At 59.7% G+C, this 14,655-nt stretch carries 19 protein-coding genes, 1 tRNA gene and 1 pseudogene; 10 read left to right on the top strand and 11 right to left on the bottom strand.

Features of this window, described 5'->3' with window-relative positions:
• Window positions 1-87: 87 nt before the first annotated feature.
• Window positions 88-876, top strand: coding sequence for a 4-hydroxy-tetrahydrodipicolinate reductase (gene dapB / locus FJQ54_RS13120; RefSeq protein WP_140928875.1), 789 nt, complete (start codon window positions 88-90; stop codon window positions 874-876).
• A gap of 18 nt (window positions 877-894) precedes the next feature.
• Here dapB and FJQ54_RS13115 read toward each other — a convergent pair whose 3' ends face one another.
• Window positions 895-1,104: a hypothetical protein gene (locus FJQ54_RS13115; RefSeq protein WP_207790429.1), complete on the bottom strand. Its 210-nt coding sequence runs from the start codon at window positions 1,102-1,104 to the stop codon at window positions 895-897.
• 190 nt (window positions 1,105-1,294) lie between these two features.
• Here FJQ54_RS13115 and infA point away from each other — a divergent pair, with 190 nt between their 5' ends.
• From infA to FJQ54_RS13085, 6 genes are all read left to right on the top strand, one after another.
• Entirely contained in the window at window positions 1,295-1,513 is a 219-nt protein-coding gene (gene infA / locus FJQ54_RS13110) for a translation initiation factor IF-1 (RefSeq protein ID WP_140929026.1), read from the top strand.
• 9 nt (window positions 1,514-1,522) lie between these two features.
• Window positions 1,523-2,557: a DUF2332 domain-containing protein gene (locus FJQ54_RS13105; RefSeq protein ID WP_140928873.1), complete on the top strand. Its 1,035-nt coding sequence runs from the start codon at window positions 1,523-1,525 to the stop codon at window positions 2,555-2,557.
• Entirely contained in the window at window positions 2,548-3,138 is a 591-nt protein-coding gene (locus FJQ54_RS13100) for a Maf family protein (protein ID WP_235890453.1), read from the top strand. The genes FJQ54_RS13105 and FJQ54_RS13100 overlap by 10 nt, the downstream gene beginning before the upstream one ends.
• Entirely contained in the window at window positions 3,131-4,072 is a 942-nt protein-coding gene (locus tag FJQ54_RS13095) for an Rne/Rng family ribonuclease (RefSeq protein ID WP_140928872.1), read from the top strand. Before FJQ54_RS13100 ends, FJQ54_RS13095 begins: the two co-directional genes overlap by 8 nt.
• Entirely contained in the window at window positions 4,059-4,247 is a 189-nt protein-coding gene (gene yacG, locus FJQ54_RS13090; protein WP_140928871.1) for a DNA gyrase inhibitor YacG, read from the top strand. The genes FJQ54_RS13095 and yacG overlap by 14 nt, the downstream gene beginning before the upstream one ends.
• Window positions 4,248-4,284: 37 nt before the next feature.
• A tRNA-Phe gene (locus FJQ54_RS13085) sits at window positions 4,285-4,360 on the top strand.
• Window positions 4,361-4,535: 175 nt separating this feature from the next.
• Here the strand turns inward: FJQ54_RS13085 and FJQ54_RS18130 are convergent.
• The 7 genes and pseudogenes from FJQ54_RS18130 to FJQ54_RS13055 all read right to left on the bottom strand — a co-directional run.
• Window positions 4,536-4,880, bottom strand: a pseudogene (locus FJQ54_RS18130) (tyrosine-type recombinase/integrase); the annotation flags it as partial.
• Window positions 4,881-5,646: 766 nt separating this feature from the next.
• Complete coding sequence (locus tag FJQ54_RS13075) at window positions 5,647-6,873, bottom strand: hypothetical protein (RefSeq protein WP_181160159.1); 1,227 nt, start codon at window positions 6,871-6,873, stop codon at window positions 5,647-5,649.
• Window positions 6,824-7,756: a zonular occludens toxin domain-containing protein gene (locus FJQ54_RS13070; protein ID WP_140928869.1), complete on the bottom strand. Its 933-nt coding sequence runs from the start codon at window positions 7,754-7,756 to the stop codon at window positions 6,824-6,826. Before FJQ54_RS13070 ends, FJQ54_RS13075 begins: the two co-directional genes overlap by 50 nt.
• Window positions 7,753-8,103, bottom strand: coding sequence for a hypothetical protein (locus FJQ54_RS13065; RefSeq protein WP_140928868.1), 351 nt, complete (start codon window positions 8,101-8,103; stop codon window positions 7,753-7,755). Before FJQ54_RS13065 ends, FJQ54_RS13070 begins: the two co-directional genes overlap by 4 nt.
• A gap of 3 nt (window positions 8,104-8,106) precedes the next feature.
• Window positions 8,107-9,429 carry a hypothetical protein gene (locus FJQ54_RS13060; RefSeq protein ID WP_140928867.1) on the bottom strand — a complete coding sequence of 441 codons (1,323 nt, stop codon included), beginning with the start codon at window positions 9,427-9,429 and terminating at the stop codon, window positions 8,107-8,109.
• Between the two features lie 76 nt (window positions 9,430-9,505).
• Complete coding sequence (locus FJQ54_RS17545) at window positions 9,506-9,667, bottom strand: hypothetical protein (protein ID WP_181160158.1); 162 nt, start codon at window positions 9,665-9,667, stop codon at window positions 9,506-9,508.
• Between the two features lie 646 nt (window positions 9,668-10,313).
• Window positions 10,314-10,598 carry a single-stranded DNA-binding protein gene (locus FJQ54_RS13055; RefSeq protein WP_140928866.1) on the bottom strand — a complete coding sequence of 95 codons (285 nt, stop codon included), beginning with the start codon at window positions 10,596-10,598 and terminating at the stop codon, window positions 10,314-10,316.
• Between the two features lie 87 nt (window positions 10,599-10,685).
• On the opposite strand from FJQ54_RS13055, the gene FJQ54_RS13050 reads away from it, so the two are divergent.
• Both FJQ54_RS13050 and FJQ54_RS17540 read left to right on the top strand, forming a co-directional pair.
• The gene (locus FJQ54_RS13050; RefSeq protein WP_140928865.1) at window positions 10,686-11,198 is read left to right on the top strand and encodes a hypothetical protein; all 513 of its coding nucleotides are present in this window, start codon (window positions 10,686-10,688) and stop codon (window positions 11,196-11,198) included.
• A gap of 75 nt (window positions 11,199-11,273) precedes the next feature.
• Complete coding sequence (locus FJQ54_RS17540; RefSeq protein ID WP_181160157.1) at window positions 11,274-11,441, top strand: hypothetical protein; 168 nt, start codon at window positions 11,274-11,276, stop codon at window positions 11,439-11,441.
• 18 nt (window positions 11,442-11,459) lie between these two features.
• On the opposite strand, the gene FJQ54_RS13045 is transcribed toward FJQ54_RS17540, so the two are convergent.
• The 3 genes from FJQ54_RS13045 to FJQ54_RS13035 all read right to left on the bottom strand — a co-directional run bounded on the left by FJQ54_RS13045 (window position 11,460) and on the right by FJQ54_RS13035 (window position 13,765).
• Entirely contained in the window at window positions 11,460-12,077 is a 618-nt protein-coding gene (locus FJQ54_RS13045; protein ID WP_140928864.1) for a hypothetical protein, read from the bottom strand.
• A gap of 9 nt (window positions 12,078-12,086) precedes the next feature.
• Window positions 12,087-13,139: a replication initiation factor domain-containing protein gene (locus tag FJQ54_RS13040; RefSeq protein ID WP_140928863.1), complete on the bottom strand. Its 1,053-nt coding sequence runs from the start codon at window positions 13,137-13,139 to the stop codon at window positions 12,087-12,089.
• 245 nt (window positions 13,140-13,384) lie between these two features.
• Window positions 13,385-13,765, bottom strand: a complete 381-nt coding sequence (locus FJQ54_RS13035) for a DUF6491 family protein (protein ID WP_268920587.1) — start codon at window positions 13,763-13,765, stop codon at window positions 13,385-13,387.
• Window positions 13,766-13,887: 122 nt separating this feature from the next.
• Between FJQ54_RS13035 and FJQ54_RS13030 the strand changes: the two genes are divergently transcribed.
• Window positions 13,888-14,655 (top strand): IS4/Tn5 family transposase DNA-binding protein (locus FJQ54_RS13030; RefSeq protein WP_207790428.1); only part of this gene is annotated, 768 nt, incomplete at its 3' end.

The raw sequence follows: 14,655 nt of genomic DNA, 5'->3' as shown, positions 1-14,655 counted from the left end.
TGAGCATGGCGGAAAGGATGCGGCAAGCATCCGCTTGCCAAGACAGCCCGCTTGCCGCACCTGTGCGGGCATCCAAGGAGAGGCGAGATGATCAGGATCGGTGTGCTGGGCGCGGGCGGACGCATGGGCCAGGCCATCATTTCGGAAGTGCAGGCCACGCCCGACAGCTGGCTGGCGGGCGGCGTGGAGCGGCCCGGCCACCCGATGTGCGGCAGCGTGATCGGCGACGGGCAGATCATCTGCGCCAATGCCGCGCCGGTGGCGCACAAGGCCGATGTGCTGATCGATTTCACCACGCCCGAAGCGCTGGACGAACATCTGCGCGCCGCACTGGACGGCAAGGCCGCCATCCTGATCGGCACCACCGGGCTGGAGGCGCGCCACCACGCCGCCATCGACGAAGCCGCGCGCAGCATCGCCGTGCTGCAGACCGCCAACACCTCGCTGGGGGTCACCGTGCTGGCGGCGCTGGTGGAACAGGCGGCGCGAGCGCTGGGCACGGACTGGGATATCGAGATTTCCGAACTGCACCACCGGCACAAGGTGGATGCGCCATCCGGCACGGCGCTGTTTCTGGGCGAGGCCGCCGCGCGCGGCCGGGGCGCGCCGCTGGAAACGCTGCGGCTGCCCCCGCACGAGGACACGCCCGGCGCGCGCCGCCCGGGCGGAATCGGTTTCGCCTCGCTAAGGGGCGGTTCCGCGGCGGGCGATCATCGCGTGCTGCTGGCGGGCGAAGGCGAGCGGATCGAGCTGGCGCATCTGGCCGAGGGCCGGGACATTTTCGCGAAAGGCGCAGTGAAGGGCGCGCGCTGGCTGGCCGGGGCCGGGCGCAAGCCGGGGCGTTACCGGATGGCGGATATCTTCGGGCTGGGTTGAGCTGGGGGCGAGAAGCCCTCAGATCAGGATCAGGCGGCGCGGCTTCGCCCGCTTCGGCGGGCAATCGGGCACCATCACCCGGTCGATCGCCGCGCCGGAGCGGAGGCCCGAGGTGGAGGTGAGCTGCGGCCCGGAATTCCCCGCCGCTGACAGGCGCATCACGCCGATCAGGGCAAAGCCCAGAATGAAGCCCACAACCACCGCGCGCAGCACCCGCGATTCTCCCAAGCAGCTTTGAAACAGGTCCGACCCTGTTGCCGCGGGTTTAGCGAAGGCGCGCGCCGGGGCATTGCACAAATCCGACAAAAGCTTGTCGGACTTGAATCTGAAGCCCCGTTGAGGCATGGCGCGCCGAAATCTCACCCGGATTCGCGCGCCGATGGTGTGCATCCCCAGTATAAGGCCTGCCAATCCGCCCATGGCAAAAGAAGAACTTCTCGAAATGCGGGGCACGGTTGTCGAACTGCTCCCCAACGCGATGTTCCGGGTGCGGCTTGAGAACGACCATGAAATCCTGGGCCATACGGCCGGCAAGATGCGCAAGAACCGGATTCGTGTGCTGACCGGGGATGAAGTGCTCGTCGAACTGACGCCTTATGACCTGACCAAGGGCCGCATCACCTACCGCTTCAAGTAGCGAAGCCGGATGCCGGACAGCCCGTTCCGCGCACAGGCCCGCTGGCAGGCAGGCTGGTGCCGGGCGCTTGGCTCCCCCTTCACCGCCGCCATTTGCGACATCATCGCAGACCGCCTGCCCAGCGGCTCTGCGCTGGCGCGGCGGCTGGATCAATGGCCCGGCAACATCCATGACGACGCGCTGATCCTCAGGGTGACGGGCGCGCTGCACGGCCGCGTGCGCAGCGGCAAGGCCCCGGGGCTGGCCGCCGTCTATCCGCCAGCCCCGATTCCCGATGCAGACAGGCTGTGGGCCGCGCTGGAGCCGGAGCTGACCTTGCCGCAGATCGCCCCATGGCTGGAGCTGCCGCCGCAGACCAACGAAGTGGCGCGGTCGGGCACGCTGATGCCCGGCTTCCTTGTGATCGCAGCCGAAACCGGCCTGCCGCTGGCCCTGTTCGAACTGGGCTGCTCCGGCGGCCTGAACCTGCTGCCGGATCGCTATGCCTATCGGCTGGGAACGCTGGACGCCGGAGACCCGGACAGCCTGCTGCTGCTGGAGCCGGAGTGGATCGGCCCGAATCCGCCCGACGCCCCGATCAGCATCTTCTCCCGGCTGGGGGTGGATCTCAACCCGCCGGACCTCTCAAGCCCCGAGCAGCGCGCGCGGATGCTGGCCTATGTCTGGGCGGACCAGACCGAGCGGCTGGAACGCATGGCGCAGGCGATGGTGATCGCAGCAGAGGATATGCCCGAGATCGTGACCGGAGACGCGGCGGAGTTCGTGGAAGCGCATGTGAAGCCCTGCGACGGCGTCGTCACCACGGTATTCCACTCCATCGCGATGCAATATTTCCCCGAAACCACCAAGGCGAGAATCATCAGCCACATGCACCGCATGGGCGCACAGGCGACGCGGGACGCGCCGCTGGCGTGGCTGCGGCTGGAGCAGGAGAACCCCGGCGCGGGCGAACCGCCCACGCTGCGGCTGACGCTGTGGCCCGGCGGCGAAGACCGGCTGCTGGCGCGCGCCCACCCGCATGGGCGGATCGTTTCATGGCTATGACGCACCAACACCCACGCTTCATCCTCGCCTCCGCCTCGCCCCGGCGGCAGGAGCTTCTGGCGCGAATCGGCCTCACGCCGGATGCCGTGGACCCGGCCGATATCGACGAAACCCCGCGCAAGGCCGAGCGGCCCGAACCGCATGTGGCGCGGCTGGCCGCGGAAAAGGCCGCCGTTGTCGCCGCGCGCCACCCCGGCGCGGTGGTGCTGGCAGCCGACACGCTGGTGGCGGCGGGCCTCAGGATCTTGCCCAAGGCGGAAGATGAAGCGACCGCGCGCCAGTGCCTCGCGCTGTTGTCCGGACGGCGGCACCGGGTGCTGACGGCGGTGACGGTGGTGGATACTCTGGGCGTGGCGCGGCATCGGCTCAGCCGCTCCACGGTGCGGGTGGCGCGGCTGACGGACGCGGATGTGGAAACCTATATCGCCAGCGGCGAATGGGCCGGCAAGGCGGGCGGCTACGCCATTCAGGGCCGCTTCGAAGCGCATGTGCAATGGATGGAGGGCAGTTTCTCCGGCATCATGGGGCTGCCGCTGGCGGATGCGCGAGCGATGCTGAGGACGGCCGGGTTGCATGTCTGACTTCCATATCCGCCACGGCCTCGGCGAAACCCGCGCCGCCGTGATCGAGAATTTCCGGCTGGTGGAAATGCACATCGCCCGCGACGGCGACGGGCTGGCGGCAGGCGCGCGGCTTGCCGGGCAGCTCACACGCAGGCTGGGTGCGCGCGGAATCGCGCTGGCGGGCGGCGAGGAGCTACTGGTGGAGCCGTGGCCCGCCGGGGCCACCGAGGGCGCGACCGTCACGCTGGAAGTCACCCGCGCGGCCTGGCGCGAGCGCGGGCGGGACAGGCTGGCCAAGGCCCGGCCCACCAATCTGGACCCTTGGCCCGCGCCGGGGCTGGAATCGCAGCTGCACGCGCGCGGCCATGTGCTGAAGCCCGGCTGGCCCGCCGACGTCTCCTCGCAATGGGATGATGCGTTCGAAGCCGCACAACTGGGGCGGCTGCCATTCGAATCGGGGAATCTGGTGCTCGTGCCCACCCCGGCCTTTCTCGCGGTGGATGTGGATGGCCATGGGCTGGCGATGGCGACACCCGCGCTCACCACACTGGCGCGCGCGATCCGCCTGTGGGGCCTTGGCGGCAGCATCGTGGTGGACCTGCCCACCACAGACCGCGAGCAGCGCAGTCGCGCGGCGGACGCTTTCGATCAGGCGATGGGCAAGCTGCCGTTCGAACGCACGGCGATTAACGGATTCGGGCTGATGCAAATCGTCCGTCCGCGCCCCGGCCCCTCGATTCTGGAACGCGCCCAGCTGGACCGCGCTGGCACAGAGGCCATCGCCTTGCTGGAAACCGCGTTGACCGATCCCGCCACGGGCCCGCTGGCACTGCGCCCTGCGCCCCCGGTGATCCGCTGGCTGGAAGCCCGCCCGCAGCTGCTGGAGGAACTCGCCCGCCGCACCCACCGCCCTGTTTCGCTGACAGCCGGAGCCGCCGATGCCCAAGCCTGAACCGCGCCCCGACCCGCGCCCGGAACCCCGCTGCCCCGTCTGCCGGAAACCGGCGAATCCGAAGCACGCCCCCTTCTGCTCGGAAGGCTGCCGCAACCGCGACCTGATCGCCTGGCTGGACGAACATTATGTGGTGCCGGGCCGCCCGATCGGAGAAGACGACGAACCCGGTTGACCGCCACCCGAAGTTCCGCCTATAGCGCGCCTCCCGTGCCTAGGTAGCTCAGTTGGTAGAGCATGCGATTGAAAATCGCAGTGTCGGCGGTTCGATCCCGTCCCTGGGCACCATTTTCCACTCTTTTTCCCCTTGTTTCCAACGGTTTGAGCGAGCCGTTTGGCTAGCATCACTCAAGTGCTCGCCAATTTCAAGCTTGTCCATGGCGTGAGCCGCCAGCTTCTGCCGATCAGCTTCGGCAGTGTAGAGCCCAAAAGTCTTTGCGCTCACATGGCCCAAAATTGCCATGCCCTCAGTGTCGGTCGCCTTCGCTTCGACAAGCGCCACAGCCAATTTTTTTCGGAGGCCATGCAAGCTGCCACGTTCAAGCCCGGCAGCCTTACGAGCCTTCCGAAACGCGTTTGAGTAAGCTTCAGCCGTGTAGTGCGTGCCTCTGGACGATTCGATGAAATAGCGCTGACTCCGATCAACCAACGCAAGGGCAGCTGCCAAATCCGGATGAATCGGCACGCTGTGCGCTCGACCAACCTTCTGCATGTCAAAATCCAACCAACCATCTTCGCCGACATGATGCCAGCCGAGGTCATGCAGATCGCTACGCCTAAGACCGCTATGCAGCGCAAGTTCAAGCATCAGGCGAGGTTGCGAACCAAGCGGCCAATAGTCCCTGAAATTTCGGATATCGGCGGGCTTCCATGTGTAGAAACCACCCCTGCGCTGCTTAACCGTGTCAGTCTCGCGCATGACACCAACGTTCAAGCCTTTATGCTTCGCGCCCCAGACCCAAACAGCCGTCAAAACTTTTCGCAGTTCAGCAGCTGCTCCAGGACGATCCACCTTCTCCCCAATGATCGAATCCATGTGCAGCGCGGTAACAAGTTTCGCACGCTTAAGGCCGTGCGCATCCGAAAATTCGGCTAGAATTCTACCGTATTTGCGCCTTGTGCTGTGCCCCAGCTGCAAAAAGCGCGTTGACTGCTGATACTGCTGAAACAGCTCGCCTATCGTGCCAGAAGGCCATGAAGATGGTGCCACAAGCGGCAGTTCTTCAAGGCAGGTGCGATACTCAGCTTCAAAGGCACCCGTGCCAAATTTTGAATGAAAGTGGTACGTTTTCGAGCCCGTCCTTCGGAAGCGCAGGCGCAGTTGGCCCCGGTTATCGACATAGGCCGAAACCCACTTCGGATAGCGGCGGCTGTTCGCCGAGCGGGTCATTTTCTTAGAACCTCGTCCCATTCGTTAATGGCCCCAGCCGCGGAAGAAGAAGACCGGAAAGCTAAGCGAATTGAGCCGTCAGTGGCAATGACGGCCTCGACAACCTCAAGGCCCGCAGAACGAGCTACATCGAGCGAGCGCCGCAGTTCAACCGCCCTGAATGATGGCCGACGCGCCACGCGCGCTACCGTGCTCGCTGCGAGCTCTCGCTCGCAGCTACCGCGCGCGGCGCGCACGCCCTTTCCCAAAGGGTCAGGATCAAATGACCACCCGCCTCGCTGGCAGATCGCGACCGACCAACCGAAAACAGACCCGCGCTGCGCCTGTTTTCCGATTGATCGAGGCCGACCAAGTTGACGATGACAGGTTCGCCAGATTGCACACGGATCCTCGAAACAGTCCGACGTGTGTTGAAAGACGGTCCAAGGTCCGAAGTTGCTCCCAAACCGGAAAGCTCGAGCGTCACGTCAGCAGTGATCGAACCTTCCGACACACCGAATATCTTGACGCTCAGCTGATGGCCGATCTTCCGATACTCGATAGAATCGGTGACCACACCGTCGCTTGTCACGGTGCCCGTTCTGACTGGTACATCGCTGCCGTCCATGATTTCGACCTGCTGACCCTCAAAAGCCCAGCCTCGCGCCGAAAACAGCGTCAGCGCATCATCCTTTTGCTTCAGTGCATCGACCGCAGCCTGAACCGGCCCCAAATCGAGCGTAAATCCGCCCGTGGGCAGCGACCCGCCAAAAAGGGTGGAACCGGTAAGTCTGAGGCCAAACGCGCGCTTGGCGAGGTCGCTATTGGCGCGGGCGGCCACAATGGCCAGCAACTCGACAGATGGCGGGCAGCGATCCACCTGCGAAAGCATCTTCAGAGCTTCGCTGTGCCATTTGGCAGGGCCGAAAACGACGATTTCAGATGGATGATCAACCGCCGCCATAGCGGACAACCCCGGCAGTTTTGAAACCAGCTGGACAAGGCGCGACGTTTCCAGATTCTTGGAGCGATACACGCTGATTTTATTATCATCGGCAGCCGGCGCTAGATCTGTTGCGGCACCGGCAGCGCGATCCTCAGGCGGAACCTTGCCCTGATAATAGCTCGCCATTTTCGGGTCGAAGTCCTTTGGCAATTCAGCAACAGAGCTCACCGCCTGGACAGCGCCCTTGTCGCTTGTCGCTTGACCAGCTGAATTGCAGCGGACCTTGAGAACATTGTCGCGCCACACCGCATCGCCCCCAGCCGCACGGATCGCAGCGGCCGAATGCGACGGCTCACCCAAGCCGTAAAACCCAGAGAGCTTTGCATCTGGCGTTTTCTTACAGTCTTCGACCTTGAAACCCATCCTCGCACCAAGTTCAGCTGCTGCTTGACTTGTGCCGATGTTTGACCAGACCACCTCCTGCATAGGGCTGGACTGACCATGAACAACGGCGGGCAGTGAAGATGTAACGGCCAGCGTTATCGCGAGTCGTGATGACCTGAATTTCCTTGCCATTTTTGAAGGCCTTGCTTTTGCGGTTCTCAATATAAACGACCTCAGGCGGGTCGCACGCCGGAAAAAAGTATGTTTTCGCCCAGAAAAAGCCGCCGATGATGGAGCCGAGTGCAGCCAAAATCGAAAACAGGAACGAACCGCGGAAGATCAGGCCGCGAGAATCAAGCCGACCAACCGTGAAATTTGCGGCCGAACTCGACTGGTACAGCGGAAAAATAGAAGGATCGTGCTTGACGACGCGGCTAGGCCCTCTGTTAGACCTGTTAATAAGGCAGCCCGGGAAATTCGTGACGCGATAGCGCTTGCCGAGGCTCAGGGAACCGAGATTGCGACAGACGAAGGTTTCGCCGATGCGATCCCGAACAAACTTCGCAAGAGATGCAGCGCTTTGAGTGGCGAGCGCGATGTTGCAAGTCCGACCCTGCTCGTCGGTGTAGTGGCGAGCCATCGCGATGAAATCGAAGCGAGCGGGCCAGTTTTCGCCGCTCTTGGGGCGAGTGGATGGCGGATAGATGTTGTGTGCTTCGTCGATGACGACGACATCACCGCCGCGAATGATTGTGCCCGGCCTTGCCGATGTTGGGTAGCTCGCGTCATCGCAAAGCTGTTCATCCAGCACCTGGACGAGCTCACCAACTTGCTGCTCGCCGAAGTGAGATTTCACCGCTTCAATGTTCATGGGCAGGTTGGTGACAACCCTGCGACCTTGGGCCAGCGCAGGCAGAATGACAGAGCGCACGAGCTCGAGCGATTTGCCGGAGCCTTGAAGGCCAACATAAAGCGTGACGATCATGCCGCAGCCCTGAGCAAGCTAAGGTAGAAGCGGAAGAAGAAAACAACCATCGCAGCCTGACCAACCCAGCCAACCAAATAATGAAGCTCAAAATAGTTGATAGCCCAAGCAATATGCGGATTTGTGATGTCGGACATTAGACCATTTAGCAAGTCCGGGACCGTGAACACAGTCAAACGGCCATAAATCGTATCAATACCAAGCTTATTCACAACCCACGGCAGTGATAATGTAACCAATGTAACATACGTTGCAATCATGATCAGTTTCGAAATGAATATCGAAAGTATGATCGTTCGAAAGTGCGCCGCGAACCACGTCAGCAGAGCCACAAGAGTACCGGCCATATTCTATGCTCGCCACAACATAAGTGCAGCACCCAGCGCATAGCTAAAGCGCAGAACCGGACGAATATATTCTTGCAAAGTCTCCGCGAAATTGCAGAAGTGATCAAAGGTGAATTCTTCACCTTTTATTGATCCGGTAAAAATTGGACATTCGCCAGCGTGCGGACTGGGCTGAGTGAAAGACGGAGCTTGCCAATCCGGCATCGCACCCTCGGCCGGAAGGCCGGGCGCAGCTGGCACAGTGCCCAGGATCGACGGCCACCATGGCGCGCCTTCGGGTGGCTCAGGCGGATCAACCGGCTCTTCCGGTTCGCCCGAGCCGAAATCAGGCTCGTCCTGCACAGGCATCTTCACGCCCGGCGCGGTTGCCGCGTCTGTCGGCCAGCTGGGTAACGACGAAGCTTTCAAGGTCGGAGAAGTAAGACCATCTGTCGATGCATCCGGCAGCGTCGGAACTGCCGTGCGCAGATCAGTGCCGGGATCAACGATGGCCGGATCGGCGAGCAAGTCAAAATCATGCAGCTGAACAAGAGCCGTTTTGACCGCAGCATCAACGAGCTTGTCGAGCTCAGACGCCGGAATCTCTTCGCCGCCGTTCAGTACATCGGCGATCGCGCCAGGCGGCAGCGGCGGGATTTCATATGGATCACCGGGTGCAAAATTCTTGCTGATGATAACGTCCAGCAGACCGCCACCCAAAGAAGCGGCACGCCGGCGCGTCCAACCGGAAGGCGCGCTATAGTTGGAGCCGCTATACTGAAATCTGACCCATATAACGCTGCCAGTGCAAGTGGTTGCGTGGTTTTTGTGGGTCGAAAGACCCTGTGGTAAATCAGTAATATTGCTCGGCGGAGCAGGTAGGGCGGTGCATGACGATGGCGAATTGCCAGAGCGCGTAGTGCCACCGAACCCGATATTCACAATTGACCCATCCGCCAATAGGATATTGCCGATCTCGATCCCGGCGCTGACGATCAGCGGAACCATGCTAACCCACGAATAACGACCAAAAAATCGGCCGACTTTAGTCAGCATGCCGTTTGCCACCGGCAAAGTTTTGGCCTCGTTCTTCGCGAGGATCAGCGTCTTACGGAAAGCCCGCGACATCGCATTTTTTTGTGCCGTGGTAAGGCCATCGCCCCCGGCCGCGCTCGGGATAACAATGTCCGAAGCTACCCGCTCGAGCTTATAAACTGGACCTGCCGCTCTGGCCGGAAAAGAAGACAGCGCACCGACCAGAACAACGGCGCAGGCGGTTCCTCTCAACAGCTGACGGCGGGTCAAAAAAGAGGCGGCCGAAGCCGCCCGAGAGTTCGGAGACGTCATCTTTTCAGCCTTTCAACCCGAGGGCGAAGACTATGGAAAGCGTGCAACCGCATAAAATGGCGGTAAAAACCGTCACTTAGGTTGCACTTCGGAACATGCCACGGATGTATCGGATGGCGGTGGAGGCCGCCATCAAGCCCAGGAGCACGACGGTCCCCGGTAGCACGAATTCGCTCATGAACGCGCCGACCTCATCGCCGAGGGCAGCAATCAACACTTCATAAGTCGTTGGTTCCATTATCTATATCCCCTTTCGACAATCGAGAGCCCTTTTCCAAAAACGAGCATCAGGAAGTGAAGGAAGACAACAACCGCCACGACACCAAAAAACTCGCTGGGAGCCATGGCCGGGCTGGGCTCTGCGAGCTCGACCAAGGTTGAAACGTGTCCGACAGGACAAACCGCATTAGGCGGTGAATCAACGACCGGAACACACGTAACGACGATCATGAAATCTCACCTGATTTTACGGGCGGGGTACAAGTCCGACCCTGCCCCCGCCCGCTTGCCACAGGCCGGCAACTTGTTGGTTAGATGGGCCGCTTGAACTGCCAGATAATCCAGCATCCAACGCAAAGTACAAAACTGAGGACTGATAGAATCAGCACATCAAGAATTGCGGCCATAATCTACACCTTCCCACACCCTTTGTAGTGCATGTAAGTCTCTTTGATATCTCGCTCTACATGCCTCGTTATATTTTCTGATCGGGCGAAGTACAGCAACGTGCACAGCCAATATTAAAATTACCGGCCCAAGAGCAGACAACAGAATCGCAGCTAAGTTGAGGGCACCAGTCACGAGTGCATCCGGAACAGCTACCATGACATTTCTCCTTCTAACCGATTGAAATTAGCAGGTTTGCGCCGCAAATTTGGCTTAATTCAACCAGCTTTCACAGTCGGCGAGGTCAAAGGCACAAGCCCGCGCTCAATACCAAGGGCTAGCCTGCCTTCGCGGTCGATGTAAAATGCATCGGCCGAAAGCGTATAACGGCCGGGTTTGAAGACTTCGCCGGTGCGAAGAAAGAATTCAAAGCTCGTCGGATACTTTTCAGATGGGTTGTGCAAAAACGCTTTTTGCGTTGTGATCGTATACGCGTTTCCAGTTTTCTTGCTGACACCGCTACGCGTGATCGGTTCATCAACAATTTCTATTTCAATTTGCATTTTTCAGCGCTCCTACTTGCCTTTTGTTTTGGCTAGCAGAGACTGCTGTGCTATGTTCAGAAGCTCAACACCGGTTCGGAGTTCAACGTGAAAAGTTCGAAAATTGAGATGTCGGACGACACGCGCAATGCGCTCAACCAAATCGTCATCACTAGATTTCGTGACTTAAATCTGACCCAGCTTTCGGCCGGTCGTCGCATTGGTTGGTCGAAATCACAAATAAATGAACTGCTTAGCGGCGAGCAAAAGAATAATTTAACCAGAGATTATTCTGAGCTTCTCGAAGGCCTTGGACTGAATGTGCGCACGTGCATGATAGCTGCCGTCGCAGGCTATCCGAGGCTGGCTATGACGCCTGCCTTCCAACTAACCGCCGAGCAAATCCTCTGGATCGCAGCCACAAACGATTCAAACATCATCGTCAGCCCCGAAGTTGAAGCGCTTCAAGCTCTCTGCCAGTCGATGCAGAATCTCATCATCCAACAAAACAATCCAGCAGCGTGGACGGACGACGAAATTCAGCAGATTGCTGACAATGTGATACACGCACAACGAGCAAAAGAGATAAAAGAAATCTTTGGGTTAGAGGCCGCCAGCTAAAAAGTTGCCATGTGGCAACTCGTCCCAAATCGGACCCAGTTGCCATGTGGCAACTGCTCGAGATAATGTACGAAAATGACCGGCAAGAAGCAAAAACCACGATACAAAAACGATGTTTTTGAATCGATCCACCAGACGGCCGCCATGCTCCACGAGGTCGGCGTCGTTGATAGTTCCACGATGGCCTACTTCGACCAAAGCCGCCTCATCAGCCCGAGCAAACTTTCAAAATCTCAAAAATGAGACAAAAGTGCAGTGTTACTATTGCACTTTTTTAGTCGGAGTGCGCGGTGAAGGGCTGTCGCCTGTAGCTACCTCGCCGCTTGGCGGCGGGGCGAAGTTGCCGCCAGTGCCAATATGAACAAGTGGCAACACCAAGCCTGCTACAAAACCAACGACCGCCAAGCCAATAAAAAGCCGGCTAGCTGCCTTCCATTTCAAATGGAACTTCCACTCCGCTTCCGCTTCCTGGTGACTCTGTTCCCGTTCCTTCGTTAGCCGATTGCGTGCCGCATTATGCTCATAGGCCAAGCTCGCCGGCGCAGACATCATGATCGGTATTTTCTTGATTGCGTCATCCAGCTCGCCGCGCGTGAAAGCTGCTGCATGGTGCCCTTCTAATGATGATATGCGACGCGACGCAGCGAATAGAGCAAAGCCGGAAAACACAATCCCCGACGTAAAGGCGACCAATGTCGGCAGCAACCGGCGCAAAGCAAAATCGGGATCAGGAAGATTGGCAGCAAAGGACAGGATTGCGACGGCACCTCCACCGGAAGCAAGCCCAAGCCAAACGTGCCATTGGCGATTATAAGATGCTGCTTCCGATCTTAAGTCACGAATAAGGTGCGCAATTTCACTGCGGTCATTAGTTACCATTCTTAGACCTCAGTGCGTCGTGTCACGAAGCTCTCTGAATTCGGGCGCATGATCGTCGGTCCAGATGTCATCCGCGAGCCGGCGAAGGCCGTCCCCCGGCTTCCGGCCCTCACGCGTCTCACGAAGCGCGTCCATCACGATAGTTTCGACCCGATCCCAGCCGACAAGCTCAGCCAACGATTGCGCCGCAGCTGCGTACTGGTCTGTCATATGACTCAAAGACCTCAGATTCTTCACGGCCACTGCCCTCTTGCCTACCGCCACAGCCTCCACAGGACTGGATATCGCATGCGGTTTTCGCTCACTAAACTCATACCCCAAACTGTTCAAAAATGCACGTGTCCAACGCGTCCCGTCCCCGATCTGATCTACCGAAAGCATAAATGCGCGTTCTTTTGATGCAGGCTTGTCAGGCCGCAACATCACCTCAAAGCGCCACCAATCCGGAGAGATTCCAATCGCGCCGATGCCTGCGCCTTGCTCGTACCCCTTCTGATACAAGCGTGCCGCGTAAATAGGTGCCGAGTTCGTACGCTTCCGCTCGCACGCCGGCTTCTTCTCCCAACCCATGTAGAGCGTTTCACCGCGCCCTGGGCGACCTTCTCGATAGTTGGCGAGATCATATTCCGCGCACATCGACAAACCATGACGAAACAGTAGCTCAGGCGGTCCAGAGTACATGAAATCGAAAGCCGCATCCACGCGATTCACTTGATGCAGCCTACCCTGCGCAAGCACGTCAGTGCTCTCCACTCGCAAAAATCGCCAAAGCCAATCTGCGCAACGTTGAGATCCTGAGAACATGGACCAACCACGCGCCGCTCTATGGCCGCCGACCAACGACAGCGAGCCGACAGCAGGTGCTGACGTAACTTTAACACCAAACTCATAACCCATTCGATTGGGTGGATCGAACGCCTCAAGCTTGCTGCGCGCTACCTCGCCGCCGAGCGCGTCCAGCAATTTATCCCTTGCTTCGAAAAAATCTGATCGAACGCGTACGTCTAGCCAGTCCACCGAAGAGCCGACGAAACGACATTCAGCAAGTTGGTCAGGAGTCATGATGCTGACCCCCCCAAATCCAAAATACCCCCGTATTACCATGCGGGGGTAGGAGCGTCCGCGAATCGGCCGATACATGCGCAAACACGCTCGCCAAATGCGAAGCGCGCCCTAGGAGCAAAACAGCCGGTTTTAGCCCTTTGATTTGGCTAACTGTCTGTTTTTGCTTATTTATTCGTCCCCGTCCCTGGGCACCATTTTCCCTCTCTGGTCTGAAAATGGTGCAGTTTAGGCGCGGTGCTGCCCTATTTCGGCGCGTCCGCCGGTTTGGCCGGGACGAACTGACCGAGGCCGCAGGAGGCGCCGCGGCGGGGACCGCCGCCCTGTTCGATGACGGTGATGATGTCCACACTGCACAGCTGCGAGGTGGAGGTGCTGTAGCTGAAGGCGCGGCTGAAGCCGAGGCCGGGGCAGCGGTTGGGCAAGGTGTTGCGGAACACCTGCCCGTTGCGCATTGTGAAGTCGATCGTTTGATCGTCCTGCACCTGCGTGGAGCGAATCTGGCTGGTCTGCACACAATTCACCGGATCCCCGGCGGGAACCATGGCGGGCGGGGTGCGTGGCGGCTGGTTGCCGCTGCACCCGGCGGTTGCAAGAGCCAATGCTGCGGAAAATGCTGCGGGGATTGCTGCCTTTCAATTACCCACAAGTGGTCGCGAGCGTGATTCCGTTGGCCGCATGAGCATTGCCCGTCTGGAATCAAGCATGATTCATTCCCTGGCACCTGAATCGGTTGGCGGGGTGCAACGTGGAGACGTCCGTTTTCGATGCGGCAGGATGGGCTGACGGGGAAGTCGATCCCGCCGCCTTTCGTGATAAGCGACTGGGCGAACGGCTTCGAACGATGCTTAAGCAGATGGCAGGAGCGATTGGCGCACCGATACCGATGGCGTGTCAAGACTGGGCCAATACAAAGGCGGCCTACCGTTTTTTGTCTAATGGCTCGGTGAACGAGGGAGACATACTTGCCGGGCATTTTCAGGCGACACGGACACGCGCGGCGGCGCTTGAGGGGTTCATCCTGGTTTTACAGGACACCACCGAATTCTCCTATCAAAGGCGCAATCCTGAAACGATTGGCGCCATCGGGCTTGCGCCGAGCCGGCGTGATGAGAATGGTCGGCTTCGGCTTCATACGGTCTGCGGCCTGCTCATGCACTCCAGCCTTGCGATCACGACTGAGGGATTGCCACTGGGTCTGACAGCGGCGAAATTCTGGACCCGCACCAAGTTCAAGGGCGCCAACGCGTTGAAGCGGCGGATCAATCCCACGCGCGTGCCGATCGAGGAGAAGGAGAGCTACCGCTGGCTCGAGAATATGCGTCAATCGACCACCCTGCTAGGCGATCCGGAGCGACTGGTTCACATTGGCGATCGAGAGAACGACATTTACGAGTTCTTCTGCGAAACACAGGCGCTCGGCACGCATTTCTTGGTCCGCACCTGTGTCGATCGTCTGGCTGGCGACGGTGGCCATACGATCGCCGACGAAATGAGCGAAACCACCGTGCAAGGC

It is taken from the genome of Sandaracinobacter neustonicus (genome assembly GCF_006385875.1).
Lineage (GTDB): Bacteria > Pseudomonadota > Alphaproteobacteria > Sphingomonadales > Sphingomonadaceae > Sandaracinobacteroides > Sandaracinobacteroides neustonicus.
Note: the sequence above shows the minus strand (reverse complement) of the source record. Positions and strands in the feature narration are given on the sequence as shown.

Excerpts from the sequence above, each read along its gene's own strand:
- FJQ54_RS13100 (WP_235890453.1), top strand. The coding sequence starts at position 2,548 with ATGGCTATGACGCACCAACACCCACGCTTCATCCTCGCCTCCGCCTCG.
- infA (WP_140929026.1), top strand. The coding sequence starts at position 1,295 with ATGGCAAAAGAAGAACTTCTCGAAATGCGGGGCACGGTTGTCGAACTG.
- FJQ54_RS13070 (WP_140928869.1), bottom strand. The coding sequence starts at position 7,756 with ATGATCGTCACGCTTTATGTTGGCCTTCAAGGCTCCGGCAAATCGCTC.
- FJQ54_RS13055 (WP_140928866.1), bottom strand. The coding sequence starts at position 10,598 with ATGCAAATTGAAATAGAAATTGTTGATGAACCGATCACGCGTAGCGGT.
- FJQ54_RS13075 (WP_181160159.1), bottom strand. The coding sequence starts at position 6,873 with ATGCAGGAGGTGGTCTGGTCAAACATCGGCACAAGTCAAGCAGCAGCT.
- FJQ54_RS13060 (WP_140928867.1), bottom strand. The coding sequence starts at position 9,429 with ATGACGTCTCCGAACTCTCGGGCGGCTTCGGCCGCCTCTTTTTTGACC.
- FJQ54_RS17540 (WP_181160157.1), top strand. The coding sequence starts at position 11,274 with ATGACCGGCAAGAAGCAAAAACCACGATACAAAAACGATGTTTTTGAA.
- FJQ54_RS13040 (WP_140928863.1), bottom strand. The coding sequence starts at position 13,139 with ATGACTCCTGACCAACTTGCTGAATGTCGTTTCGTCGGCTCTTCGGTG.
- FJQ54_RS13065 (WP_140928868.1), bottom strand. The coding sequence starts at position 8,103 with ATGGCCGGTACTCTTGTGGCTCTGCTGACGTGGTTCGCGGCGCACTTT.
- yacG (WP_140928871.1), top strand. The coding sequence starts at position 4,059 with ATGCCCAAGCCTGAACCGCGCCCCGACCCGCGCCCGGAACCCCGCTGC.
- FJQ54_RS17545 (WP_181160158.1), bottom strand. The coding sequence starts at position 9,667 with ATGGAACCAACGACTTATGAAGTGTTGATTGCTGCCCTCGGCGATGAG.
- dapB (WP_140928875.1), top strand. The coding sequence starts at position 88 with ATGATCAGGATCGGTGTGCTGGGCGCGGGCGGACGCATGGGCCAGGCC.
- FJQ54_RS13105 (WP_140928873.1), top strand. The coding sequence starts at position 1,523 with ATGCCGGACAGCCCGTTCCGCGCACAGGCCCGCTGGCAGGCAGGCTGG.
- FJQ54_RS13045 (WP_140928864.1), bottom strand. The coding sequence starts at position 12,077 with ATGGTAACTAATGACCGCAGTGAAATTGCGCACCTTATTCGTGACTTA.
- FJQ54_RS13095 (WP_140928872.1), top strand. The coding sequence starts at position 3,131 with ATGTCTGACTTCCATATCCGCCACGGCCTCGGCGAAACCCGCGCCGCC.